We start from the raw sequence: 26,130 nt of genomic DNA on the forward strand, positions 1-26,130 counted from the left end.
GCTAGTTAGGTGCATACGCCAGTAATAACGGGTTTGCCGATTCACTCACCAGCGCTTTAATTTCTTTTTGCGCTTTTTTGAATTGGCTTCGTAAATGGGGCTTTAAATGTTTTTTAGATACGTTGTCTTTTTTGAAGTAGCAAACCAAAGCATGCATAAATACCGTATGTGTTTCGCTCAATTGTGCTTCACGGTTAGCGTACGGGTTGTAACATGAGCCGCACCCGCCTTTAAACTGATACACAGTATTGCACATCATGACACCAAAACCTAAAAAACAGGCAAGCGCATCAGCAGCTTGGGGTAAAAAGTCCTTCCCCCCTGGAGGCAATACACCCACATGATGAATCATAATAGTAGCCAGTGTTCCGGCAAAACTGGCAACTAAATCTTGGGGCTGATTTATTTGATTAGGGTTAAATGAAATATTAATAGCATGGCTCGGCGGCACAATTAACTCACAGCGCTCACCACGTATTACACTACTAAACTCAAAACGAGGAAACACTTGTGGCTGTAATTGCTGAGGCGCAACTAATTGAATTGGCCATGCACTCATTCCCGCATACGTAGTTACTCGCTTAAATACGCTGGTGGCCATTTGCTCAATACTTGATACCGAATCAGGAAAATATTGCCCTGTAGGCAATATTATTTGCGTATGTTTAGTAAAAAACTCAGCATCAAAATTTTCTACAGCCCAAATAAAAGTATCAATAAGCCATTGCTGCTCTTGTTGCTCTAACAAAGGCGCTGATTTAAATAACGCTAACATAGTGTACTCTTAATTTAATTATTCTTGCTCTTGTGCCCACTGCCATGCTTTCGTGTTATATAAAGGCACAGTAGATAATGCATGGTGATGACTGCCGCTCGACTCTTTTGTTGAATACGACAAATATAATAATGTGCGAGTTTTAGCGTCGTATATTCGGCGCACCTTTAACGATTTAAATAAAATGCTCTTTGATGACTTAAACACCACCTCACCAGACTTACTACGATCAATTTCTTGTAATTGCTCCGCGGTGATTGGCCCTGTTTGACGACACGCAATCGACATGTCTGACGGGTCAGAAAAGTCTAAATCGGCCTCAACATGACTAATATGACACGTCACTCCTTTAATGATCGGATCTTGCTGTGAGTTCACCACCACATCTTTTGTAGTAAACAAACCTAAACTCACCGACGCCACATCATCAGAGCAGGCACTTAACGTAATTACTACGCCCATTAGCACGGCTAAATGTTTTATTTTTTGCTGAAATTTCATACTCATCCTTAATTTAAGCTAGGTTTTTTAAACGCTTATTTTAATAAGCTTGGGTTCACCTGTGTGTTTTTATACTAACATCAAAAATCAGCACAACTAAATTAGTTTAAAACAAACATTTTAGCCGTATGGGGTTTAGCGAGCCGTCGTGTATTTGTTACAATTAACGACACGCTTAATGCCGTAACCAACAGGAACCACCCGCATGCCGCACATTATTATTGAGCACTCAGAAGACCTCCCTGTATTACCTCAAGTACTGGTAGAAAAAATCCATAAATGCACATTCGAAAGCGGTTTATTTGATTTAGAAACTATAAAAACTCGCGCAGTTGCATATCAGCAGTATCAATTGGGTGTGGGTAAAGAAGGGTTTATACATGTGCAAGCACACATTATGGCAGGGCGAACAGTAGAGCAAAAGCAAACTCTGAGTGAGCACCTACTTGCGTGTTTAAAAACCTATTGCAGGGAGTCTGACAGTTTAAGCGTTAATATTTACGACATGGACCACGAGATATATCGTAAAAATTAACACAATTCAGGCCTTGTACTCATCATCACAAGGCCACTCGTCTTCAGTCAAAATATGCTTTGCCAATAGCGATGCCCTAAGAGCCATTATTTTACTTTTTAACTCATCACGTATCAGCCTTATTGCAGGCGAAATAAACTGCCGGCTCGGAAGCACTAGCCACATTTCTGTTAAGGGTATTTTATAATCGGGTATTATTCGTTTGAGCTTACCGCTAAGCAAATCATCTGCTACATCAATGGCTGACTTTTTTGCAATCCCAGCACCATCGACACACCAGCGCCTAACAATATCACCATCGTTTACAGCTCTATCGCTGTTCATTTTAACTTTGTATTGCTGTGTATTATCATAAAACTCCCAATCTGCGTGCACTACTTCGTAAAGTTTGTAGAGTAATGCGTTGTGCTCGCTCAAATCGTTCGGCACTAACGGCTCGCCATTCAGTTTTAAGTAACTAGGTGAAGCGCACACCACGTGTGGAATATTACAAATTTTAAATCCATATAAATTAAGCTCCTCAGCTACACCTTTTTTCATCGCTCTTAATGCAACATCAATTCCATCACGATAAAAATCAGCACGGCTATCACTTGCATGCAACCTCAAAGTTATAGAACTATGAAGATCCATAAGCTCATTAAGCAAAACACGCATTAGATTACGTCCCATTTCAGACGACACCGCCATTCGCACTTGGCCTGTAATACACTCCTGCTTTTCATTAATAGCCGCTTGCCCTTGCATCAGTAACCCAAGCGCCTGTTCGCATAATGGTAAGTAACGCTCACCTTCAGCGGTCAATCTTATCTTTCTAGTAGTGCGAACAAATAGTTGTGTACCAAGAGCTTGCTCTATTCGTTTAATAGAGACACTCGCTGCCGACGAGCTCATATCCAACTGATGCGCAGCCGCTGTTATTGATTGAAGCTGCGCAACTTTTAGTAATACGCGTAAATCTGCAATTTTCATATCTGCCCCTTTATAAAACTATTCGTTGATGCTGCCAATTATCCACGTTTTAACGAAACTGTATTAAACATTAGCCTGTTTATGGAATGAAAAATACTCGCTATTGTGTCTCTATCCCAACGCAAAGGAAAATATTTATGAAATGTAGAATTGCCCTATCAGCTTTAATGCTCACAACTTCGCTTATGTCTGCACCTACTTTTGCAGACGAGCACGAATCAAAAGTAATACCTGCAAACAAAGTCAAATGGGGCTATTTAAACCCATTAAGAGGCGAGCAAAGTCCCGGTGCAGCGTATTTATGGGGCGATCGTACCGCAGATACCGCAACAGGTATGCTAGTACGCTTTAAAAAAGGGTTCGAGTCCCCGCCGCATATTCATAACATTACTTACCGAGGTATTGTAATTGAAGGCCAAATGCACAATGACGACCCCACAGCTGAAAAAATGTGGATGCCTGCGGGATCATTTTGGACACAACCTGCCGGTGAAAACCATACTACTGCAGCCAATGGCACTACAAATCTAATTTACCTAGAAATAGACTCAGGCCCTTATTTAGTAAAACCAACAAACAAACAGTTTGATAATGGTGAACGCCCATTAAACGTACATAAAGACAACCTTGTTTGGCTAGACAAAAACGACGTAAGCAATATTAATGCTAAAGGTGTACAAACAACCTACCTTTGGGGAGACACCGAGACAATGTACGGCTCAATGATAAAACTACCAGCCGGGTTTAAGGGGGAAATTAGCACAGATGCGGATGAGTTTCGTGCAGTGATAATTGCAGGCAACGTGCAATACAGCTCAAAAAGTAACTCACAAAACTTAAGTGCAGGTAGCTTTGTAGAATCTGGGGGTAAATTCATTCACTCGCTTGAGAACACAAGCGATATAACAGCAACTATTTACATTCGCAGCAATGGCTTATACCACGTAAATTAGCGTGTTATAGCTACGTAAAAACTAAAAAGCGCACTAATAAGTGCGCTCATTTAACTGCTTGTGATTAAAAGCTGTAACGTGCAGTTAAGCTAATATAATCTAAATCATCTATTGTGGTGTAGCTAGTACCTACAGAGAAATTTGTATTCACATAGTAACGAGCACCTAAAGTGATAGCTGTTTCACTGTCATCTGCAATATCAATGTAACTTAAGCGGCCATCAATTTCGATGCTATCAGTTAGCATTGATCTAACACCAACAGATAATCCATAGCCATTTTCATCATCCGACAAATCAGTACCGCTGAACGATACTTCAGTTTCAATGTTTTCGTACGTTACTAAACCATAAAAGTCAGTGCTTTCACTAATTGCAGTACGGTAGCCCACGCCTGCGCTCAACCAATTTAGATCTACATCCAAACCATCTTCTGAGTCGCCTACAGTCTTATATTGACCAGACACAAAAAAGTTATCGCCTAGTAATTTACTACCATCAAGCGTCCAACCGTTTAAATCATCGCCATCAAAATCTGCATTTAAATAACCGCCAGACACATAATTAAAGTTAGGTGTTTCTGCAAATGCAGCAGGGGTGACAAAAACTGAGCTTAATAATAAGAGTGCGACTTTATTCATTTTCATGGTACTTCCTTTTAGATACATTTTAACAACATATTGTTGTACCCAATAAAATACACAGCTATATATTTGATTGCAATTAGAAATTTTATAGATTAATTAAAAATCAAGATATCAACCAATAAAGAATAATAATGTAGGGCTTTGGATTTTAAGTGTGTAAAAATTTAATAAGATCTACTTGGAAAGCTTTGAAAAGTGGTGGCCCCTCCCAGACTCGAACTGGGGACCTAACGATTATGAGTCGTGTGCTCTAACCAACTGAGCTAAGGGGCCAACTTTATATAACTGCAAGGCAGTTAATTTTTGAAGCGTTCAGCCACAGAGCGACTAAAGCGGGTTGCAGTATAAAAACTTTTTTAGGGCTTGTCACTACCAAAAACCTTTATTTTAACAATCAATAAGCTAACTGCTTAAATTGTAATCTTTTAAAGAGTGTGAATGGGTAAATTTGGGGAGTTTTAGGAAAATAAAGTAAAAATGATTAAAAATAATATTTATTAATAGAATGCGCTGAGCGATATTTACTTACAACTGGCGTAAACATAACTCAGCTGCGCATTATTTTTTAGCAATAATATAAATTGCATGTATTAACCCAGGGAAGTAACCCAATAGCGTTAATAAAATATTAATCCAAAAATGCATACCTAAGCCCACTTGTAAAAAAACACCCAGTGGTGGTAGCAAAACAGACAGTATTATTCGAATGATATCCATTATTTAGCTCCTTCAAACAGTTAAAAACAAAAAGCCCAGCAATGCTGGGCTTTGAGTATAACGTTATTCAGCTACGATAGATAAGTTATCTACCACATCACGTACGTCTTCTGCATTTTTAGCAATTTCGATTGCTAATTGCTTTTCCGCTGATGATTCAACTGAGCCGTTTAATGTAACAACACCATTATCGGTATCTACATCAATATCGGTTCCACCTACTTCAGAATCAAATAGGAAACGTGTTGTAATAACGGTGGTGATTTTAGCGTCCGTTAGGTCGTTATCATCATCCATCATTTTAGAATCTGTATGTTTAGCGCTCATGTTTTTAACAACGGTTAGGCTGTTTTCAACGTCCATGACGCCATCTAGACTAAGTACAAGCTCTTCTGCTAGCTCTTTCTCTACTTCGCTATCAACTTTACCTGTAAGTACTACCTTGCCATTTGTTACATCAGTGTTTATGTCAAAGTTGTTTAGGTCTGTGTTCATAAGAAGCACAGTTTCTGCCTTGCCATCAATCCAAGCATCTTTACTTTCGTTTTCCCAGCTGTTTGCTTGTGCACCCATTGCTGTTGTACCAAGAACTAACGCGGCGATAATAGATTTGTTAAATGTTTTCATAATCTTTCTCCTTTTGATTAAAGACACTTTAACTAATGCGAACATCAAGCCAACTTTATTTACCATTAAAAATCATAGGCTTAACAAAAAATAGACTCTTGCAGGTTTAACGCATTTCCCCTATTTACAGGCAAGTGAGTAAAACTTTCTCAAAGTGTGAAAATTACTAGATTATTGCTATTTTGGTTAATGTGTCGTTAATATAACAACTAAACAAAAAGCCTTTAAAAATTAAACTATTGATAATAAACAAAATTAATTTTGGTATACGGTTTGCTAGCTAGTTAACTAATTGCAAATACAATTAAGGAATGCCCCATGTCTGTAAAAGTTGAAGACCGCCCAATAGAGCAAGTACGCGAACAAGTGATTGATCAGTTAATTTATAACTATAGCCATGGCGTTATATCGGTTGAGGCATTTGAAAGACGATTAGACAAAGCAATGGATGCAAAAGACAATTCTGTGCTGCTTACGTTAGTAGATGACTTAACACTTAATACCGACAAGCAATACAAAGCTGAAAAGCAATCGCAGTTTACGCCTAATTACAGTGCTCAACAAAATAGCGATGACGACATCACACTGCGCAGTATTTTGGGTTCAAACGAGCGAAGCGGACAATGGGTGGTTCCTAAAAATATTTACCTAAATAATTATATGGGCTCTGTGGTGCTTGATTTCACCGACGCTATCTTTACGCATCAAAACGTGACAATTCATGTTAATTGTATTTTTGGTAGCGACGAAATTTACGTACCCGAGCATGTTAATGTTGTGTCCAAAATGTTTTGTATTTTAAGCACGCTAGAAAACAAATCAGTAACGTTAAATAAGCGTCAAGGTCCTACCATTCATATTGAAGGCAAAGCGATACTAGGGTCGGTTGAAGTAAAGATAAAACGTACCATAAAAGAAAAGTTCATGAGCTTTGCAAACGATTTAAGGTCACAGCTTGGAGTCAGCAGTAAATAAGTGCAACTGTATTTGCTTTAATATGGCTGCTTTTTAGCAGCCATATTATAATTACAGGCTTATAGATCATTATTACGTTCTGTAGGTATATCCGACAAGTACTCTACAAACTCAACTTCAAAGCCCGAAGGGTCTCTGAAGTAGATATTTTTTCTAAATGGGTTTTCATTGCCTTGCTTATGAACTGAAAAACCCGCTTTATTTAAACGAGACACCGTATTATCTAAATTAGCCGTCACGTAAGCAAAGTGAGCAAACCCAACTTGATGCCCTGAAAGCGATCTATTTTCACCCTCACCATGATCGCTCATTGCTATGTATTGCGTGTCGTCACCAAAGTGGACCCAACGCCTTGGTTTTCCATACCATTCACCCCGCCCTTCACTTCGTATTACCCAGTGGGGAAAAATGGCTTGGTAAAAGCGAATCATGGTATCAATGTTTTTAACAACTAAATTTACGTGTTCTAAATACATACTGTTTCCTTGTGAGTTAATTTAGACACACAATAAAACCTCAAGTTAACTTTAGGTAAAGCGCTTTTTTTAAATTTTTAGTGGGTAATTAAAAATACACTTTTGTTTTAATTAAATGTGCAACACTTTCAAGGCTGTACAAAAAACACTCACAAGTATTTAGGGTTTATTGTTTACTTTATGTCAAAAGTCGCTAAAATACGCCGGCTGAAAATACAAACGTTCTTTTACAACCCAAAGGTAACTCCATGCATCCAATGTTAAACATTGCGGTTCGCGCTGCGCGCAACGCAGGCAAAATTTTACTTCGCGCTGGCGAAGATTTATCAAAAGTTGAAGTGCAACAAAAAGGCGCTAACGACTTAGTAACTAATATTGATAAAGAAGCCGAAGCCGTAATCCGTGACACTATTTTACAGTCTTACCCTACTCACTCTGTTGTGGGCGAAGAACTAGGTGAACACAAAGGCAAGGATGATGATTACCAATGGATTGTAGATCCTATCGATGGAACAACAAACTTCATCAAAGGTATTCCACATTACGCAATCTCTATTGCACTTAAAGTTAAAGGTCGTTTAGACCAAGCCGTTATTTATGATCCGATTCGTGGTGAGCTTTTCACTGCATCTAAAGGTCAAGGCGCACAACTTAACAGCAAGCGTTTACGCGTGAGTAAAACAACTGTTCTTGCTGGTACAGTATTGGCAACGGGCTTCCCTTTTAAGCATAAACAACATACAGATGCATACACTGAAGCGTTTAAAGCGTTATTTGTTCACACTGTAGATATTCGTCGCGCAGGTTGTTCTGCATTAGACATGGCGTATGTTGCTGCTGGCCGTGTTGATGGCTTTTTTGAAATTGGCTTAAAACCTTGGCACTCTGCTGCAGGTGAGCTTATGGTTAAAGAAGCGGGTGGTATGGTTGTCGATTTTGCTGGTGGTAATAACTACAACCACAGTGGCAATATCATCTGTGGCGCGCCAAAACTGACTCAAGCTATTATTCGTGAAATTCGTCCAGTGTTAACTGAGTCGTTACTTCGCTAATAAATTGCTTTTACCAATATAATTGGTGCAACAAAAAAGGAGCCTAGGCTCCTTTTTTGTTTTTAAAAATATGAGTTTATCAGCTTAATCTCAATAGTTTCCCCTTTTGTATAAGGAAGGGAATTTAAATCTGTAGCAAAGTATTCATAAAATAACGCATCAAACTCGCCGTTTTGCTGCATTATTTTAATTCCCTGCTCAAGCGCTTTAGCCAACTCAGGCTTATCCTTAGACACAAAATAATATAGCGCTGTTGGGTAGCTAATATATAAATTAGGCACAATACGTAAATTTTTGTGATCTCGCTCTAAAAGCTCAGAATTGACTTCAATAAATGATCGCGGAAAGTAATCTATGCGGCCTTGGCTAGTAAGCGCAAACATGGCTTTCAAGTTTGATAATGGTCTCACGTTTAAACCGTTATTAACCAATATGCGCGTATCAGGCCAATCATGCCCCTGTACCGAGCTCAGTTTTGATAATTGCTCAAGCGTTTTTATATCTTTAAATTTATCTAAATTCTGTTTATTTGTAACTAACGCTCTTTTGCCTATATACCCTTTGAACAATGGAATTTTAATAGCTGTTGCCAGTGACTCTCGTTCAGGGCTGCTCATACTCCAAAATAAATCAAGCGAGCTATCATCAAGTGACATTAAATTGCGTTGCTGATGCGGGTGTACAGCAACACGTTCTATTTCGACAGGATACTGGGCTCTTATCAATGCCTTGGTTAGCATGTCATTGAGGTAATCATCACGGGCAAAATGCGCATGTTGATCTTTCGGAATTTTTACAATATTAACTTCGCTTGCTACAACACTTCCAATAAACAAGCTCACTACACATACGATACACTTTAATGGCAACATCATGATCACCTATTAGTAAATTACCTTTTTACTATTTGCTAATCGCTACTACTGGAGGCGCTGGGCGCCTTCGCTTGCATGTAAAAAGATAGCTATGACGAAATCGTTTGGCTTCTTTCTTTGCATCCGTTGCTAATGCTGCAACCTGATGGCTATTTTTGCACTGCTGTAAATCGGGTTCAACTAATCCGATAGATAAGGTGAGTAACGGTACAAACTGCTTTTCACCTTCACGATTTGTAGCCCAATACCCTTTGCTAGCTATGTGATCGGGCGTAAAAAAAGCACGAGAACGATGTTCAAACTGTTCAATAATACGATTACAAATACTTACCGCATCGCTTTGGTCAAAAACAACCATAAAGTCGTCACCACCAATGTGTCCTACAAAGTTAGCACTATTTGTACAGGCTTGCACTGTTACATCAGCCAATAATTTAATAACACTGTCGCCACTCGCGTAGCCATAAAGATCGTTAAACTGTTTAAAGTGATTCAGGTCAATATAAGCAAGATGAAATTTATTTTTATTACGTAACCTATGCTCTATAGCTTCGTTTATTGCGACATTGCCTGGTAACATTGTTAGCGGATTTGCATGTTGTGCGTGGCGAATTTTTTCTTCTGTTATATGTTTTAGAATGTCTCTTAGTGGCGCAAGCCCTAAATAATTACCGCCTCTAGTAATAACAATATGGCGCCTAATATCGAAGTCTTGCTCAGTTATTTGCTTACTCACCGTATCGAGCTTTTGGTCTACATCAACAATCAAGGGTTGTTTGTCCATTAACTCTATAACAGGGCGTTTATCATAAAGAGCATGACCATAGGGTGCTGCAAATACCTCGGTAAGTTGGTCTTTATGTAGTAGGCCCACTGGCTGACTCTGTTGATTGATTACAGGTATGCTAATAATGGCTTTGTCTTGCTCAAAAAGTAAATGAGCGTCTTTGCATCGGGTATCACTTGCTATGGCCTTTTGTGGTTGGCTTAGCGCGCCAATCGCCATTGACTGATCAAACTGATCACATAATTTAAATGTAAGTGCTTGTATTTGAGCAGAGCTAAAATCACGACTTGGTTGCAAGTTCGGTCGTTCAAATAAAAAACCTTGTACATTATTAATGCCTAAACTTTCAACCAGTGCGAGTTCCTCAGAGCGCTCAATGCCTTCTGCAATCACTAAGGTGTTTGTTGCTTTAGCTAAAACAATAATTGATTTTAAAAACTCCTTTTTAACCTCACTCTGATCGCAATGGTCGATAAAATAACGATCTATTTTTACATAGTCAGGACGCAGTGCAGACCATTGCTTTAAGCCAGAGTACCCAGTTCCTAAATCATCAATTGCAATGGTAAAACCGAGCTCTCGGTAATGCGCAATGGTTTTAAGTAATAAGTCGTCGTTATCTACTTTGTCTTGCTCTGTTACTTCTATAACAACACGATTAGTCGCTAAACCAAACTGCTCGGTTAGGTGGCGTGTTTCGCCTTTTGGGTGGCAAGGGTCTAGTAGCGTTTTTGGGCTCACATTTAAAAAAAGCTTACCTTGCAAATTTAGCTTAACAAAGTTTTCTATTGCCTTTGAGCGGCATAGTAGCTCTAGCTCAGAAATAAGGCCCTCTTGATGCGCAGCTTTAAAGAGCATATTGGGCATTTCTAATAAGCTCTTTTGTGGACCTCGACTAAGCGCCTCGTAACCAAGAATGAGCTGACCAGATATATCTAAAATAGGCTGAAATAACGTGGTTACTTCCCCGCTATCTAAAATAGCCTCTAAGGCTTGTCGTTGAAGGGTCACTACTGGCTCAATTATTATTTCAATTAGAGCAATAAAATAGCAATTCTGTATGACATATTTATTTCAAACTCCTATGTTATAGGCAATAAAAAACCGCTCATAGAGCGGTCTTTTTAATGCATTTAAGATTATGGCATTGCCATCGGATCTTGATCTGCACCTTCTTTTTCTATCACTTCTGGTATTAAATCTTCTTTACTTACTCCCATTGCAAGTGCAACCGAGCTTGCAACATATACAGAAGAATATGTACCAATAAATACACCAAACAATAATGCAGTAGCAAAACCATGAATGGTTTGTCCACCCCATACAAACAATGCAATCAATACCAAAATTGTGGTGATTGATGTAACAAGTGTACGGTTAAGTGTTTGCGTAAGTGAAATATCAATAATTTCAACGGTATCGTCGATGCGTACTTTACGGAAATTTTCACGAATACGGTCAGATACAACAATAGTATCGTTGAGTGAGTAACCGATTACCGCCAATATTGCCGCTAATATAGTTAAATCAAACTCTAAACCCAGTACTGAAAACAAACCTAAAGTGATAATTACATCGTGTAATAGTGCGCCTACAGCACCCACAGCAAAACGCCATTCAAAACGAAATGCAACGTAAATTAAGATACAAATAAGTGCAGTTAACATGGCTAGGCCACCCTGCTCTTTCAAGTCTTCACCGACACTTGGGCCAACAAACTCAATACGACGCATGACTACGCTGTCGTCCGCTTTTTTCAGTGCATCAATTACTTGGTTACCAATTACTTCAGCTTTAACATCGCTTCCACGTGGAGCTAAGCGCACTAATATATCTTGGCTCGAACCAAACAGCTGCACTGATGCATCAGCAAAGCCATTTTCACCAAGTACATTACGCACTTTTTTAAGATCAGCCGGTTGAGAAAAACCCACTTCTACCGCGGTGCCGCCGGTAAAATCAAGACCAAAATTTAAGCCCTTCGTAAACATTGATACTATCGACGCTACAATTAATAGCGTAGAAAAGCCCATTGCCACTTTTCGAAGAGACATGAAACGAAGGGTTCTGCTACCCAAACTTAAAATTTGCATGTCTGCTCCTTAAATAGAAAGTTTATCAATGCGTTTACCACCAATAAATAAGTTGATCACCGCTCGGGTACCAACAATGGCTGTAAACATTGAAGTTAAAATACCAATAGCTAATGTAACGGCAAAGCCTGCAATTGGGCCCGTGCCCACTGCAAACAATATAACTGCCGCAATTAACGTAGTGATATTGGCATCAAATATAGTACTGAATGCGCTATCGTAACCAAAATGAACGGCTTGTTGCGGGCTACGACCATCGGCCAGCTCTTCACGAATACGTTCAAAAATTAGTACGTTAGCATCAACCGCCATACCAACTGTAAGTACAATACCTGCAATACCCGGCAAGGTTAACGTAGCGCCTGGAATAAGTGACATTATGCCAACAATAAGCACCAAGTTAGCAGCAAGCGCTAAGTTAGCCACTAAGCCAAAACCTTTGTAATAAATAAGCATAAAGGCAAGTACAAACGCAAAACCAAGTGCAACCGCAGTCATACCTGCTTCAATGTTTTCTTGGCCTAAGCTTGGCCCCACTGTACGCTCTTCAACAATTTGAATGGGTGCAACAAGTGCACCTGCGCGAAGCAGTAAACTTAAGTTATGTGCTTCAGCTGGGTTATCAATACCTGTAATACGAAAAGAGCGGTCTAAACGAGCTTGAATTGTTGCCACGTTAATAACTTCTTCTACCTTAATAGGTGGAAGTGCTTTACCATTTTCGTCTTTTTTACCTGATGGTTTATATTCAATAAATACCGTTGCCATGCGTTTGCCAATTGCACGCTTAGTAAAGGCATTCATTTTTGAACCGCCTTTGCTGTCGAGTGAAATGCTTACTTGTGGGCGTTGGTATTCATCTGCGCCTGATTGCGCGCCAGTGATATGACTACCTTCAAGAATAATACGTTTTTTTAGTACCACAGGGTAACCGTCGCGGCTCATGATCATTTCAGTACCAGCAGGGATACGGCCTTGAGCGGCAGCGCTTGGATCGGCGTTTTCGTCTACTTCACGAAATTCAAGCGTTGCTGTCGCACCTAAAATTTCCTTAGCACGAGCAGTATCTTGCACACCGGGTAATTGCACAATAATACGTTCAGCACCCTGGCGCTGTACGTTTGGCTCTGCAACACCAATTTGGTTGATACGATTACGAATGATTGTTTCGTTTTGCTTGATGGCGTAGTCACGAATCTCTTTCAGCTTTTGCTCACTCATAGTGGCAAAAAATGCATTATCGTTACTACTGTCATCAATATATACGTTAAGTGGGTAACGAGATTCTAAAAAGCGCTCTGCAGCATTTTTATCTTCTTCATTACGCATTTCAACACGCATACGGTCAGAGCCAGCAACGCGACGAACGCTGCGATAACGAAGTTTTTCTTCGCGTAGATCGCTACGGAAATCTTGCTCCATTTGCTCAAGCTGGTTATCAACCGCTGTTGCCATGTCGATTTCCATGGTGAAATGTACGCCACCACTTAAATCTAGACCTAACTTCATTGGATTTCCGCCAAGGGATTTTAACCAAAGAGGTTGAGCCGGCGCCATATTAATGGCTGAAATGTAATCGTCACTTAGCGAGTCACGCAATAAATCTTGTGCTTTTAATTGCTCTTCAACATTTTTAAAACGAACAAGTATTTGCCCGCCTTCAAGCTTGGTTGATTTAACTGCTACGTTATGTTTTTTAAGTGTTGCGTTTACTTTGTCTACTACACTGAGATCAACATCAGCACCTTTAGCGCCCGAAACTTGTATAGCCGGGTCACGGCCATACAAGTTTGGAGAGGCATATAAAAGGCCAATGGCAACCACAGCTAAAACAAGTAAATACTTCCACACTGGAAACTTGTTTAACACGGGGTCGTCCTTATTATTTTTATAGCGACTTCATTGTGCCTTTTGGCAATACAGCAGATACAGACGCTTTTTGAACTGTAACTTCTGCTTGCTCATTTAAAGAGATAACGATGAAATCTTTATCTTCTGCAATTTTAACAATTTTACCTACTAAACCACCTTGGGTTAGTACTTCATCGCCTTTAGCCATCGCATTCATTAAGCCTTTATGCTCTTTAACACGCTTAGCTTGTGGGCGGTAAATTAAAAAGTAAAAAACTAAACCGAAAATAGCTAACATGATTAGCATTTCCATGCCGCCACCGGCTGCAGGTGCGCCAGCTGATGCGTGTGCGTTTGAAATAAATAAACTCATAATACTTCCTCTTTAAATTTAAAGTTTAATTTTTTATATCTGCAAGCTCTGGCACTTCTTGGCCGCGGCGAGCGTAAAAATCTTTTACAAATTCTTCTAGTTTACCTTCGCTAATTGCATTGCGCAGGCCTTCCATAACACGCTGATAGTAACGTAAGTTATGTATTGTGTTTAGTCGTGCACCTAAAATTTCGTTACATTTATCAAGGTGATGTAAATAAGCACGCGAGTAATTTTTACACGTATGGCAATCACAATCAGGGTCGAGTGGACCGGTATCTGTTTTGTGCACTGCGTTACGTATTTTAATAATACCAGTGGTAATAAATAAGTGACCATTACGTGCATTACGCGTCGGCATAACACAGTCAAACATATCTATGCCACGGCGTACCGATTCAACCAAATCTTCTGGCTTGCCAACACCCATTAAGTAACGCGGCTTATTTTCAGGCATTTTGTACGCACAATGATCAAGAATATTCATCATTTCGTTTTTAGGTTCACCAACTGATAAACCACCCAATGCATAGCCGTCAAAGCCAATTTCTTCTAAACCAGCTTGTGATTGTGCACGTAATTCTGGGTACATACCACCTTGAATAATACCAAATAACGCAGAAGGGTTATCGCCGTGACCTTCTTTTGAGCGTTTAGCCCAACGAAGAGACAACTCCATAGAGTCTTTAGCTTCTTTTTCAGTAGCAGGGTATGGTGTACATTCGTCAAATATCATTACAATATCTGACCCTAAATCACGTTGCACTTCCATTGATTTTTCTGGCGACATCATTATTTGGTCACCGTTTACAGGTGACTGAAACAAAACACCTTCTTCGGTAATTTTACGCATTGCGCCAAGACTAAATACTTGGAAGCCGCCTGAGTCAGTTAAAATTGGGAAGTCCCAATTCATAAAGTCGTGCAAATCACCGTGCTGTTTAATAATTTCAGTACCAGGGCGAAGCATTAAGTGAAAGGTATTACCTAAACAAATTTGCGCACCTGTTGCTTTAACTTCATCAGGTGTCATGCCTTTAACAGTACCGTAAGTACCTACTGGCATAAATGCAGGTGTTTCTATTACACCACGGTCAAAAATCAAGCGGCCACGGCGCGCTTTACCGTCGGTGCGGTCTAATTCAAATTTCATATCATCCTCAATGTCGGAAAAACAGTCCAACAAGCTATAATTTAACCGCTCGATTCTACCCTTTTTGCACTGCTAATACTATTAGCTGCGGTAAATTCGCTCGTTATAATCATATGCAACTAAAAACCCCAGCAAGTATGCTGGGGTTGAGTGTTAGTTATATTTGATAATAAATAAAACAGCGCTATTTACGTGTTAAAAACATAGCATCGCCATAACTAAAAAAGCGATATTTTTGTTCTATTGCTGTGTTGTAAGCACCCATTATGTTGTCTTGTCCGCTGAACGCGCTCACCAACATAATTAACGTTGACTCAGGTAAATGGAAATTAGTGACCATGGCATCGACAACGTTAAATTGGTAACCCGGAAAAATAAAAATATCGGTATCGCCAAAGTAAGTATCTAATTTACCGCCATGTATTTTTGCAGCTGATTCGAGCGAACGCATTGATGTAGTACCAACAGCAATCACTCGCCCACCGCTCGCTTTAGTCTGTGCTACAGCGTCCACAACATCTTGTGGTACTTCAATGTATTCTGAATGCATTACGTGTTCGTCAATGGTTTCTACACGTACTGGCTGAAATGTACCTGCGCCTACGTGTAACGTGACAAAGGCCATTTTTACACCTTTATTTTTAAGCGCAGCCATAAGCGGCTCGTCAAAATGTAAGCCCGCTGTAGGTGCTGCCACAGCCCCTGGTTTTTCACCATATACTGTTTGATAACGTTCGCGGTCAGCTTCGTCATCTGGTCGGTCAATATAAGGCGGTAACGGCATGTGACCAATATCGTTAAGTGTATCGAGTACATTTTTGCTGTGATCAAATTCCAGCTCAAATAAGGTGTCGTGACGGGCAATCATAGTGGCTTTAGCTTTGCCTTCTAAAATAACCTCATTGCCTGGTTTTAATGATTTACTTGCACGAACATGAGCAAGCACACGGTGTTCATCCAATACTCGTTCAACAAGTACCTCAACCTTACCGCCCGATGCTTTTTGGCCAAACATACGTGCTGGTATTACTCGCGTATTATTAAAGATGAGTAAGTCGTTTTCGTTAACTAGCTCAAGAATATCACTAAATACTTTATGGCTTATCTCCCCTGTTGGACCATCGAGGCTTAATAAGCGGCTACTCGTACGATCTTTTTTTGGAAAGCGAGCAATTAATTCATCGGGTAAGTCAAAACTAAAGTCAGCTACGCGCATAGTTGGTAATCCACATCATTAAAAATCGCGCCAAGTGTATATCTATCGTCAATTAAGCTCAAGAAGCCAATCCAACTACTGTAAACCTGAGCATCCCTCTATTCGGGGGGATTATTCAAATCTACTTGTTCTTACTAACAAAACTTATTACCCTTAGTAATGGTAGTAAATTACGATTTTTAGGATCTCCTGCGTGGCAGAACAATTAAATTTGCTGATTTTAAATGCAAGCCGTGCTGAGCGCAGGGTGATTAAAGATACTTTAAAAAAGCTTAACGTATTTAGCTTTATTGAAGCAAATGATAGCCAGGAAGCTCTTAAAACTCTTAAGCAACAACCGGTTGATATTATTATCACTGGATTAAATGTGGGTAAAATAGACGGTTGGCGTTTTTCTCGTATGATTCGCTCAGGGCTATTAAAAACCCCTAAAAACACCCCTATTTTGTTGATGCCCCCGACTTATTGCGAACGAATTGCAGAAACAACCGCCCGTAGTTACGGAATCGATGCTGTTTTGCCTTTTGAAAACCAAGATATGCTACCGCAAGTTCTGGCTAATGTTTTATCTACACATTTAGAAAAAAGCAGTCGACTAAACCTACTTTTGTTAGAGCCCCAGACAAATAAAGCGGAGTCTATAACTGAAGAACTAAAACTAAATTTTGCTATTACACATGTCACAACGTGTAAAGCCGCACTGAACCAGTACAACCAACAACAGTTCTCAATCGTACTGCTTGATAACACTCAAGAAAAAACCGATGAATCTAGCTTGCTTGTCGAAAATATTTTACAACATAACCCAAAGCAAGCCATTGTTACTATTATAGATAGCGCTGATGCAGATTATGCCGAACAGCTTTTGTTATCGGGCGTAACCGATTTTATTCGCGCCCCTTACGAACCTTCATTTTTAAATAAAGTATGTGATCATGCCGCTCGTCGAGAAGATTTTATGGTGAGCTACGCTGAATTTGCTCAAAAAGTAGAGCAGTTAAGCGTAAGCGAAGTGAGGTATAAAGAACTATTCTCAGCTCATCAGCGCATATTATTGCACCTTAATACTGTTGTTCTTGAGCTCGACCAGTTAGGAAAAATTCGCTTTATAAACCCAGCCTGGGAAACCTTAAGTGGTTTTGGCGTTAAAACAAGCCTGCAAAAAAGCCTAACGCAATTTTATACTGGTGAATGTCAGATAAAGCTCAAAGCAACCATCGACGATATACTCGGTGGTGGGAACGATCATCAGCAAATAGAAATAAAACTCCAACATAAAAACGGTGGCCAAATTTGGGTTGAATGTAGGTTGCAGCTAATTAAAAACAGACGTAATAATGCAACGATCACTGTCACTATTGATAACATTCACGAGCGTAAGCAAGCCGAACTTCAATTACGCCATCTTGCACTGCATGATCCATTAACTGGCTTACACAACCGATACCACTTTGACCAAGAGCTAAGTCGTATTTGTAAACCCAAACATACTCACAGCGATGTTGAGCATGCCTTGATTTACATTGACCTTGATCATTTTAAAATTATTAATGATAGCCAAGGCCATCATCAAGGCGACTTGGTGTTAAAAGATGTGGCACAGCTGTTTAAAGACAACATTGAAAAAGAACATTTAGTATGTCGTATTGGTGGCGATGAATTTGCCGTCATTCTAAAAAATATGAACTTACTCGATGCGCACCTTATTGCAGAAGGTGTCTGTAGTGCCATAGAGCAGCATACCTTTAAGTCAAAAGAGCAAAGCTACACAATAAGCTGCTCTATCGGCTTGACGCAAATTACAGTAAACAATAACGACCCAAATGAGTGCCTAAAGCAAGCCGATATTGCTTTATATATTGCAAAAAACCTAGGCCGTAATTTAGTCCATTGCTACTCAAAAGAAGATGCGCAAAACAATACGCTTCAAACAGGTCTTGAGTGGGGACACGAAATCCGCCAAGCACTTCAACAGAATAATATTGAATTGCATTACCAGCCTATATGGGATTTTAAAGCAGAAAAAGTTGCGTACTTTGAGGCGCTATTGCGGTTAAAACTTAAAGGCACTCTCATTTACCCTAACCAGTTTATTCCGTCTCTAGAAATGCTTAACGACACCTTTTTAATGGATCAGTGCGTAATTAGAAATGCGATTAAAAGTGTTGCAAAATACCCTCAACTTAGCCAAGTTGCCATTAATCTATCTGCGCAATCATTTTTAGATGAGCGACTGCTACCACTCATTGAGTCGAACCTTGAAAAGTACAATGTTCCCGCTACTCGGATTATTTTTGAGATCACCGAATCTGCAAGCATAAATAACATACAAGCTACACGTAAGATGATTGATAAACTTAACTCTTTAGGGTGTCACTTTTCAATAGACGATTTTGGGACTGGCTTTAGTACCTTTAGCTATCTAAAACAGCTACCGGCTCAACATGTAAAAATAGATGGCTCGTTTGTTCGCGACATGCTCAATGACCCCATTGACCTTGCTTTGGTAAAAGCAATTAACGACATTAGCCGCTCACTCGATAAATATTCTGTTGCGGAATACGTTGAAAATAAAGAATTATTTACTACTTTAAGGGACATTGGTGTCGACTACGGACAAGGCTACTTTATTGCTCGCCCCGTTCCTGTTGAAAAAATAAATGATGAGCTTGAAAAAATTTATCAAAATAAAAGTATTTACCAACAGTAGCCTAGGTTAAAACTAACAAATTCGAACAATTTTACGTCACTTTTTTCTTCCATTATCTTCTTTCTTGCCTATACTTTCCTTATCAGATAAAGAGGATGTCATGTAAATTAAAGGATTACACTGTATAAACATGACATTACCCACTAGCAATACATCGTTAATTTTAAGCTACAAGGGTTTTAGGGAGGAAGGTATGGCGCAACTAGTTATATTATTACTAATCATTCACTTTATTATTGCATACCAATGTTACAGGTATGCAAGTTTAAAAGGTTACCCCGTTAAGGTATTTACTGCATTAGGGTGCTTACCCTATTTTAATGTAGTGGTTTGGATTTACTTACTCTTCTTACCTGAACTGGAGCCATTTGAAAGCCATGTTCAAAGTCAAAAGCAGCCATTGTAGGCTGCTTTAATTTTTTAATAGCGGTTAACTTTAATTGCTTGGCTCATTAAAGTTTAAACTACATTGGCGCTGTAAAAACACCTCAAGCTGCTCGCTAAACAATTTAAAATCGCGAATACGTCCTGTAGTTTTTCGCCAAAGAATACCAATATCTCTGTAAGCATCGCTTTGCGACGGTGTGGCTACCATCTGTTTATTTTCTAAAATACCGGCATTAATAGCCATTTGTGGTAAAAAAGTCACCCCGAGCTGATGTTCAACCATGCTGAGTAATGTATGTAAGCTGGCCGCTTCAAATGGGTTAATACAGCTTGAGCGGTTTAAATGGCATGCACTCAGCGCGTGACCCGTCATACAGTGCTCTCGCTCTAACAAAAACACACTGGCATCAGGTAATAGGTTAAAGTCTTCTACGCCCTTTGCAGGCATATAATCTTTATGGTGCACTAAGCTAAAATGATCTTTTGCTAAAATTTGGGTATGGAACTTGTCGGTTGCATACGGTAATGCCAGTAACGCTAAGTCAATGTGCCCATGCTCTAGCTTATCCAGTAATTTGTCGCTGGTATCCTCAATTAGTACCAACTCTAATTCACAAAAAGTTTGCTGACAAAAGTGATACAAAGGCGCTGCAATAAAGCTTGCAATAGTAGGAATAACGCCAACGGTTAACTTACCGCTAAGCGGCGTTAAAAAGCTTTTTGTAAGCTCTTTTAAACTAATAGTGTCGTTAATTATTTTTCGTGAACGCTCAACAACCTCTTCACCTATGCTTGTAAACATAAGGCTTCGGTTTTCACGCTCAATAAGTTGACAACCCAGCGTTTCTTCAAGATTTTGAATGGCACTGCTTAGTGTCGACTGGCCAATAAAACAGGCACTGGCTGCACGGCCAAAATGCTGATGCTGATGAACAGCGAGTAAATACTGAAGCTGTTTAATACTTGGAAGATTGGTCATTTTTTCTTTCCACAAATAAAAAGACCCCAATACCTAGGGCATTGAGATCTTTTCAAGCTAAAAGTCTTTTAGTACTTTTTTGTTAAACCCCAAATGCGGTTCTCAGTACGTAGAAGATAACAATAGCAAGGGCAGCACCAACTGGCAACGTTATTACCCAAGAAACTACAATGTTTCTGATAACGCTCATGTTAAGTGCACCAATACCACGTGCCATACCTACACCTAGTACCGCACCCACTAAGGTTTGAGTAGTAGAGATTGGCATACCAGTTCCTGATGCAATAACAACAGTAGAAGCAGCGGCAAGTTCTGCAGCAAAACCACGGCTAGGCGTTAAATGTGTAATGCCTTCACCAATTGTTTTAATTACTTTTTTACCTAAAATGGCAAGACCTGCAACAATACCAAAGCCACCTAGTGGAAGAATCCACCATGCAATTGCTGCCTTCTTAGCAATTTCACCGTTGTTTTCAACAATATTTACAACAGCAGCTAGTGGACCAATTGCATTAGCAACATCGTTAGAACCGTGAGCAAATGCCATACAACAAGCGGTTAACACCATTAATACCGCAAACACTTTTTCTACGTTATTAAATTGCATTTGCTTATCAGCTTTAGGATCGATGTTTAAGCGAGAAATAGCAATTTTACCAATGATGGCAACAACCACTGCAACACCAATTGAAAGCGCATAGCCTTCAACAGAACCTAGGTTAATACCAACGTGCTTTAAACCTTTTTTTATTGTAACTAAAGCCATGATAAAACCCGCTAAACCCATGTAGATTGGTACGTAGCGTTTAGCGTTCTTTAATGGTGCATCTGTATCAAATATAAGCTTTTGCGCGCTCATGAATATTAGATACGCAATAAAGCCGGATATAGCTGGTGTAATGATCCAGCTTCCTACAATGCCGCCTACTTTATTCCACTGGATTGCTTCTGTACCCACAGCTACTAGCGCAAAACCAATGATTGCACCAATAATAGAGTGAGTTGTTGATACTGGCCAACCTAAAAATGAAGCGATTAGTAGCCATGAACCCGCGGCAAATAGCGCGGCAATCATACCTAAAACCATCAGTTCAGGAATATTCGCAAACGGTGCAGCATCAATTATTCCTTTACGAATAGTTGATGTAACTTCACCACCTGCCAAATAAGCACCTGCAAACTCAAAAATCATAGCTATTAAAATAGCTTGTTTGATTGTTAATGCTTTTGAACCTACAGATGTACCCATGGCGTTCGCAACGTCGTTCGCGCCAATACCATAAGCCATGAAAAAACCAACAGCTGCGGCAATTAAAACTAATACCGTGCCGTAAGATGCAATGATATCCATTGTATAACCTTAATCTTTCGTGTTTGAACTGATTTTAAATTAACGAGCTAACATCAGCTCAAGACGTGATCCTACGCGCTCTGCAATATCTGCAAGCTCACCAACCCATTCAATAATGCTGTATAAAAACATTACATCTACAGGGTTAAGTTCACTTTCTACTTCACGTAGTTGGCGGCGTACTTTAATTTGCATGTCATCCGTGTCTTGTTCTATTGCATCCAATTCAACGAGCATTTTTTCTACTAAGGTCACTTCGCGACCTTTAAAGCCTGTTTCTAATAGCTCTTCTAACTCGTTTATTGCTTTAGATGCTTGTTTTGTCGCATCCACACAACGAGTTAAGTAAGCCAAGAAATCAGCTTGCATTACTGCTGGTATGGTCATTTCACGACCGATTACGCGCCCAGCAATGTCTTTTGCTTTATTAGCAATTTTGTCTTGTTGGGTTACTAACTCGAGCAGATCCGTACGTTCTACCGGCATAAATAAACCGCGTGGTAACTGTAAACGTATGTCTCTTTTCATGTCATCGGCTTCACGCTCTAAATTACGAATAGTGATACGAAGCTCTTCTGCTTGTGTCCACTCTTCTTTAAAAACGTGATTAAAAAAAGGTATCAAAGCTTTACTAGCTTGATGAACTTTTTTGATGTGATCTTCCATTGGTTTGAAAGGAGATTTTGCAAAAACTCCTAAAAACGCGTTTGTAGGCATAACTGACCCTTTAATCAAATTACATGCGTGCAGCATGCGATTTTACAGTATTCACAACAATTGTGAACGGTTTTTATTATTTAACTTATAGCTAAATAAACAAAGCGGCTTATAGCCGCTTTGTTAAAATGCGCTAATGAACTTTAAAGCGATTTTTCAATATCTTCCTGTGATATATGGCGAATATCTTTACCATTTACAAAGTAGATAATGTACTCAGCAATATTCTGACAACGGTCGCCAATCCGCTCTAATGAACGCACTGACCAAACTAAATCCATGATTTTTGGAATAGAACGTGGATCTTCCATCATGTACGTCATAATTTGACGTGTTATGGCTTCATATTCACGATCAACTTTAGCATCTTCTTTGTGTACTTCAAATGCGCGTTGCACATCCATACGTGCAAACGCATCAAGTACATCGTGTAACATTTTTAAAACCTGACGACCCATATTTTCAATATTCACTAACAAATCTTGTTGATCTTTAGTGAAAGAATCGAGAGCCACTTTTGCAATACGCTCAGCTTCATCGCCAATACGCTCGAGGTCAGCAATAGTTTTTGCAATAGCAATCACCAAACGTAAATCGCTGGCAGCGGGCTGACGACGCGCAATAATACGAGTACATTCTTCATCAATGCTCACTTCCATAGCATTAACTTTGTAGTCGTTTTTACGCACTTTTTCTGCAAGTTCTGCATCGTTAGTGCTTACCGCATCAAGCGCACTACTTAGTTGTTGCTCAACTAACCCACCCATGCTTAGTACATGGTTACGAACATTTTCAAGCTCTTGATTAAAGCGACCAGAAATATGCTTATTAATATTATGTTCCATAATTACCTTCTCTCTAAATCTTGTACAACACGATACTGTTAATTATTTAGCCGTAACGACCTGTAATATAATCTTCAGTCTTTTTCTTTGTTGGTGTTGTAAATAAGGTATTTGTATCTGAGTATTCAATCAGCTCACCCATGTACATAAAGGCTGTTTGGTCAGACACTCGCGCTGCTTGTTGCATGTTATGCGTAACAATAACAACGGTAAATTTATTCTTTAAATCGTTAATTAGTTCTTCAATAACTAGAGTAGAAATTGGATCAAGCGCTGACGTTGGTTCATCTAGTAGTAAAACCTCAGGCTCTATCGCAATAGATCGAGCAATAACTAAACGCTGTTGCTGACCGCCTGATAAACCAAATGCACTGTCATGTAGTCTATCTTTTACTTCATCCCATAAAGCAGCGCCACGTAATGACTGCTCTACTACTTCGTCTAACTTACGCTTTTCTTTAATGCCCTGTAAGCGTAGACCATAGACTACATTTTCATAAATCGATTTTGGAAATGGGTTAGGACGCTGAAACACCATCCCAACGTTACGGCGAAGCGCCGCAACATCTACATTTTTATCGTAAATATTTTGTCCATGAAGGAGTATTTCACCTTCAATTCGACAAATATCAACCAAGTCATTCATTCGGTTAATACAACGTAATAGCGTTGATTTACCACAACCTGATGGGCCGATAAACGCCGTTACTTGGCCTTTTGGAATATTCATATTCACTTTACTAAGCGCTTGTTTATCACCGTAGTAAAGATCGAGATCTTTAATCTCTAACGCTTTTTGCTCGTCTGTTAAATTGTCTAAATCTAACTTCATGCCCAAATTGGCTTGGTTTACTTTTGGAGCGACTGTAATCATGTTTGTTACCTATTAAATCTTTACTAATTAGTGTTCAAGCGATCTGAATTTTTCACGTAAATGGTTACGTATACCAATGGCCGTTATGTTGAGTGTGATAATTACCGACACAAGTAAAAATGCCGTTGCATATACTAGCGGGCGTGCCGCTTCAACATTCGGGCTCTGGAAGCCAACATCGTAAATATGAAAGCCTAAGTGCATGAACTTTCTGTCTAAGTGAAAATACGGAAAGTTGCCGTCTAATGGTAACGTCGGTGCCATTTTAACAACACCTACCAACATCAGGGGCGCAACTTCGCCTGCTGCACGTGCAACAGCCAGTATTAACCCCGTCATAATTGCAGGGCTTGCCATTGGAATTACAATACGCCATAGGGTTTCAACTTTAGTTGCACCCAATGCTAATGAACCGTCACGTACAGTGCTTGGAATACGTGATAAACCCTCTTCCGTAGATACAATAACCACGGGTAACGTTAGTATTGCCAATGTTAGTGCAGACCACATTACACCTGGCGTACCAAATACTGGTGTTGGTGAAGACTCTGGGTAAAATAATTGGTCGATACTGCCACCTAGCATATATACAAAAAAGCCTAAGCCGAATACACCATAAACAATAGAAGGTACACCCGCTAAGTTAATTACCGCGATACGAATCATTTTAGTGACCGCATTTTTAGCCGCGTATTCGTGCAAGTAAATAGCAGCAACAACACCAAACGGCGTTACTATCACAGCCATCAACATAACCATAAATACAGTACCAAATATAGCAGGGAATACACCGCCTTCTGTATTTGCTTCGCGTGGATCATCAGATACAAACTTGCCTAGTTGACCAAAGTAGTGGCCTAGCTTTGCAAAAAAGCCCATGTCGTTCGGAAACCACACATCAAGTACTTGATACATTGGGATCGTAACTATTTCCCCGCGCATATCTTTTACCGTTACATGGTCGCGCTTGGCCTGTTTACGCAGTGCAAATAACTCTTTTTCAAGCTCGCCGTACTCGGCACGTAATTCAGCACGCATTTTTGCAAGCTCTGCAACACGTTCATCTGTTAACTGGTTATCAAGTAAGTAGCTTTTCTCTTTTAAGCGCAAGCGCTCAAGTTCATAGTTGATATGACCTATATCGCCATTTTGTAAATCCAGTGCTTCATCATTTAAATCTACAGCACGCTCAACAAGGTCATATAAAGCCTCTACTTTATCGCCCTCTACTGGCTTGCCGTCTTTAAATACACTTTCTACATACCCGTAAAAATTACCATTTTTACTACGTTCAAATACTGCAAGCGTAGCAGGTGTAGACTTTGCTTTTATGTCGGTTTCAAGTATCCAACGAAAATCTAGAGCTACGTATTCACGGTTACCTGTTTTTATAAGTAAACGTTCAAATTCTTCTTTATCAAATGCTGAAACATCAACACCTGTCGCTGCCAAACGTTCTTTTGGTACGAGTTCACGGTCGTAAACTTCACCAATAACGGTTTGCTTGGCAATCGAGCCTTCAAGCTCAAACTGTACAACTTGAGAAGGCCAGAAAAAACTCAATCCCTTCCAGGCTATCATCGCTAATATACCTAAAACCGAAATTAAGCTGATGCTCACTGCACCGCCGGTCATCCAAATCCAAGGAGAACCAGACTTAAACCACTGCTTTACCATGTCGTGTCTCTCC

The 26,130-nt window shown here is 39.7% G+C and carries 26 protein-coding genes and 1 tRNA gene; 6 read left to right on the forward strand and 21 right to left on the reverse strand.

The window, feature by feature from the left end; translation table 11 throughout:
* Window position 1 precedes the first annotated feature (1 nt).
* Window positions 2-775 (reverse strand): hypothetical protein, encoded by a 774-nt coding sequence (locus tag PS1M3_RS14820; protein WP_203985235.1) that lies wholly within the window; start codon window positions 773-775, stop codon window positions 2-4.
* Between the two features lie 18 nt (window positions 776-793).
* Entirely contained in the window at window positions 794-1,276 is a 483-nt protein-coding gene (locus tag PS1M3_RS14825; RefSeq protein ID WP_203985237.1) for a CreA family protein, read from the reverse strand.
* Between the two features lie 205 nt (window positions 1,277-1,481).
* On the opposite strand from PS1M3_RS14825, the gene PS1M3_RS14830 reads away from it, so the two are divergent.
* Window positions 1,482-1,811 carry a 5-carboxymethyl-2-hydroxymuconate Delta-isomerase gene (locus PS1M3_RS14830; protein ID WP_006791175.1) on the forward strand — a complete coding sequence of 110 codons (330 nt, stop codon included), beginning with the start codon at window positions 1,482-1,484 and terminating at the stop codon, window positions 1,809-1,811.
* A gap of 6 nt (window positions 1,812-1,817) precedes the next feature.
* On the opposite strand, the gene PS1M3_RS14835 is transcribed toward PS1M3_RS14830, so the two are convergent.
* On the reverse strand, window positions 1,818-2,783 hold the full coding sequence (locus tag PS1M3_RS14835; protein ID WP_203985239.1) for a LysR family transcriptional regulator: 966 nt from the start codon (window positions 2,781-2,783) through the stop codon (window positions 1,818-1,820).
* Between the two features lie 137 nt (window positions 2,784-2,920).
* Here PS1M3_RS14835 and PS1M3_RS14840 point away from each other — a divergent pair, with 137 nt between their 5' ends.
* Entirely contained in the window at window positions 2,921-3,736 is an 816-nt protein-coding gene (locus tag PS1M3_RS14840; RefSeq protein WP_008128725.1) for a DUF4437 domain-containing protein, read from the forward strand.
* 64 nt (window positions 3,737-3,800) lie between these two features.
* Here the strand turns inward: PS1M3_RS14840 and PS1M3_RS14845 are convergent, their stop codons facing one another.
* The 4 genes from PS1M3_RS14845 to PS1M3_RS14860 form a co-directional block, all read right to left on the reverse strand.
* Window positions 3,801-4,382, reverse strand: a complete 582-nt coding sequence (locus tag PS1M3_RS14845) for a porin family protein (protein WP_008128724.1) — start codon at window positions 4,380-4,382, stop codon at window positions 3,801-3,803.
* 196 nt (window positions 4,383-4,578) lie between these two features.
* Window positions 4,579-4,655, reverse strand: a tRNA-Ile gene (locus PS1M3_RS14850).
* A gap of 285 nt (window positions 4,656-4,940) precedes the next feature.
* On the reverse strand, window positions 4,941-5,099 hold the full coding sequence (locus PS1M3_RS14855) for a YqaE/Pmp3 family membrane protein (protein WP_006791179.1): 159 nt from the start codon (window positions 5,097-5,099) through the stop codon (window positions 4,941-4,943).
* A gap of 63 nt (window positions 5,100-5,162) precedes the next feature.
* Window positions 5,163-5,726: a BON domain-containing protein gene (locus PS1M3_RS14860; protein WP_006791180.1), complete on the reverse strand. Its 564-nt coding sequence runs from the start codon at window positions 5,724-5,726 to the stop codon at window positions 5,163-5,165.
* Between the two features lie 318 nt (window positions 5,727-6,044).
* On the opposite strand from PS1M3_RS14860, the gene PS1M3_RS14865 reads away from it, so the two are divergent.
* Complete coding sequence (locus tag PS1M3_RS14865; RefSeq protein ID WP_203985241.1) at window positions 6,045-6,701, forward strand: LiaF domain-containing protein; 657 nt, start codon at window positions 6,045-6,047, stop codon at window positions 6,699-6,701.
* 59 nt (window positions 6,702-6,760) lie between these two features.
* On the opposite strand, the gene PS1M3_RS14870 is transcribed toward PS1M3_RS14865, so the two are convergent.
* Window positions 6,761-7,177, reverse strand: a complete 417-nt coding sequence (locus tag PS1M3_RS14870; protein ID WP_203985243.1) for a VOC family protein — start codon at window positions 7,175-7,177, stop codon at window positions 6,761-6,763.
* Between the two features lie 248 nt (window positions 7,178-7,425).
* Between PS1M3_RS14870 and suhB the strand changes: the two genes are divergently transcribed.
* Window positions 7,426-8,229, forward strand: a complete 804-nt coding sequence (gene suhB, locus PS1M3_RS14875; protein WP_203985244.1) for an inositol-1-monophosphatase — start codon at window positions 7,426-7,428, stop codon at window positions 8,227-8,229.
* Window positions 8,230-8,291: 62 nt separating this feature from the next.
* Here the strand turns inward: suhB and PS1M3_RS14880 are convergent, their stop codons facing one another.
* The 7 genes from PS1M3_RS14880 to queA all read right to left on the reverse strand — a co-directional run bounded on the left by PS1M3_RS14880 (window position 8,292) and on the right by queA (window position 16,577).
* Window positions 8,292-9,101: an ABC transporter substrate-binding protein gene (locus tag PS1M3_RS14880; RefSeq protein ID WP_203987328.1), complete on the reverse strand. Its 810-nt coding sequence runs from the start codon at window positions 9,099-9,101 to the stop codon at window positions 8,292-8,294.
* Window positions 9,102-9,132: 31 nt separating this feature from the next.
* Window positions 9,133-10,902: a bifunctional diguanylate cyclase/phosphodiesterase gene (locus PS1M3_RS14885; protein WP_203985252.1), complete on the reverse strand. Its 1,770-nt coding sequence runs from the start codon at window positions 10,900-10,902 to the stop codon at window positions 9,133-9,135.
* Window positions 10,903-11,030: 128 nt separating this feature from the next.
* Entirely contained in the window at window positions 11,031-11,984 is a 954-nt protein-coding gene (gene secF, locus PS1M3_RS14890) for a protein translocase subunit SecF (protein ID WP_006791186.1), read from the reverse strand.
* A gap of 9 nt (window positions 11,985-11,993) precedes the next feature.
* Window positions 11,994-13,853 (reverse strand): protein translocase subunit SecD, encoded by a 1,860-nt coding sequence (gene secD / locus PS1M3_RS14895; protein ID WP_006791187.1) that lies wholly within the window; start codon window positions 13,851-13,853, stop codon window positions 11,994-11,996.
* Between the two features lie 19 nt (window positions 13,854-13,872).
* Entirely contained in the window at window positions 13,873-14,208 is a 336-nt protein-coding gene (yajC, locus tag PS1M3_RS14900; RefSeq protein ID WP_006791188.1) for a preprotein translocase subunit YajC, read from the reverse strand.
* Between the two features lie 25 nt (window positions 14,209-14,233).
* Entirely contained in the window at window positions 14,234-15,361 is a 1,128-nt protein-coding gene (gene tgt, locus PS1M3_RS14905) for a tRNA guanosine(34) transglycosylase Tgt (RefSeq protein WP_006791189.1), read from the reverse strand.
* A 184-nt stretch (window positions 15,362-15,545) separates the two neighbouring features.
* Entirely contained in the window at window positions 15,546-16,577 is a 1,032-nt protein-coding gene (gene queA / locus PS1M3_RS14910; protein WP_008130478.1) for a tRNA preQ1(34) S-adenosylmethionine ribosyltransferase-isomerase QueA, read from the reverse strand.
* Window positions 16,578-16,770: 193 nt separating this feature from the next.
* On the opposite strand from queA, the gene PS1M3_RS14915 reads away from it, so the two are divergent.
* Window positions 16,771-19,287: an EAL domain-containing protein gene (locus PS1M3_RS14915; RefSeq protein WP_203985260.1), complete on the forward strand. Its 2,517-nt coding sequence runs from the start codon at window positions 16,771-16,773 to the stop codon at window positions 19,285-19,287.
* 193 nt (window positions 19,288-19,480) lie between these two features.
* Window positions 19,481-19,693, forward strand: coding sequence for a hypothetical protein (locus tag PS1M3_RS14920; protein ID WP_203985267.1), 213 nt, complete (start codon window positions 19,481-19,483; stop codon window positions 19,691-19,693).
* 30 nt (window positions 19,694-19,723) lie between these two features.
* On the opposite strand, the gene PS1M3_RS14925 is transcribed toward PS1M3_RS14920, so the two are convergent.
* From PS1M3_RS14925 to pstA, 6 genes are all read right to left on the reverse strand, one after another.
* Window positions 19,724-20,653 carry a hydrogen peroxide-inducible genes activator gene (locus tag PS1M3_RS14925; RefSeq protein WP_203985269.1) on the reverse strand — a complete coding sequence of 310 codons (930 nt, stop codon included), beginning with the start codon at window positions 20,651-20,653 and terminating at the stop codon, window positions 19,724-19,726.
* Between the two features lie 82 nt (window positions 20,654-20,735).
* The gene (locus PS1M3_RS14930) at window positions 20,736-22,004 is read right to left on the reverse strand and encodes an inorganic phosphate transporter (protein ID WP_008130472.1); all 1,269 of its coding nucleotides are present in this window, start codon (window positions 22,002-22,004) and stop codon (window positions 20,736-20,738) included.
* A 39-nt stretch (window positions 22,005-22,043) separates the two neighbouring features.
* Window positions 22,044-22,721, reverse strand: coding sequence for a TIGR00153 family protein (locus PS1M3_RS14935; RefSeq protein WP_006791195.1), 678 nt, complete (start codon window positions 22,719-22,721; stop codon window positions 22,044-22,046).
* 143 nt (window positions 22,722-22,864) lie between these two features.
* Complete coding sequence (gene phoU / locus PS1M3_RS14940; protein ID WP_006791196.1) at window positions 22,865-23,566, reverse strand: phosphate signaling complex protein PhoU; 702 nt, start codon at window positions 23,564-23,566, stop codon at window positions 22,865-22,867.
* A 46-nt stretch (window positions 23,567-23,612) separates the two neighbouring features.
* Window positions 23,613-24,440, reverse strand: a complete 828-nt coding sequence (pstB, locus tag PS1M3_RS14945) for a phosphate ABC transporter ATP-binding protein PstB (protein WP_006791197.1) — start codon at window positions 24,438-24,440, stop codon at window positions 23,613-23,615.
* Window positions 24,441-24,467: 27 nt separating this feature from the next.
* Window positions 24,468-26,117, reverse strand: a complete 1,650-nt coding sequence (gene pstA / locus PS1M3_RS14950; RefSeq protein ID WP_006791198.1) for a phosphate ABC transporter permease PstA — start codon at window positions 26,115-26,117, stop codon at window positions 24,468-24,470.
* Window positions 26,118-26,130 lie beyond the last annotated feature (13 nt).

Origin of the sequence: Pseudoalteromonas sp. PS1M3, from assembly GCF_016865405.1 — a bacterium.
Taxonomy (GTDB): domain Bacteria; phylum Pseudomonadota; class Gammaproteobacteria; order Enterobacterales; family Alteromonadaceae; genus Pseudoalteromonas; species Pseudoalteromonas marina.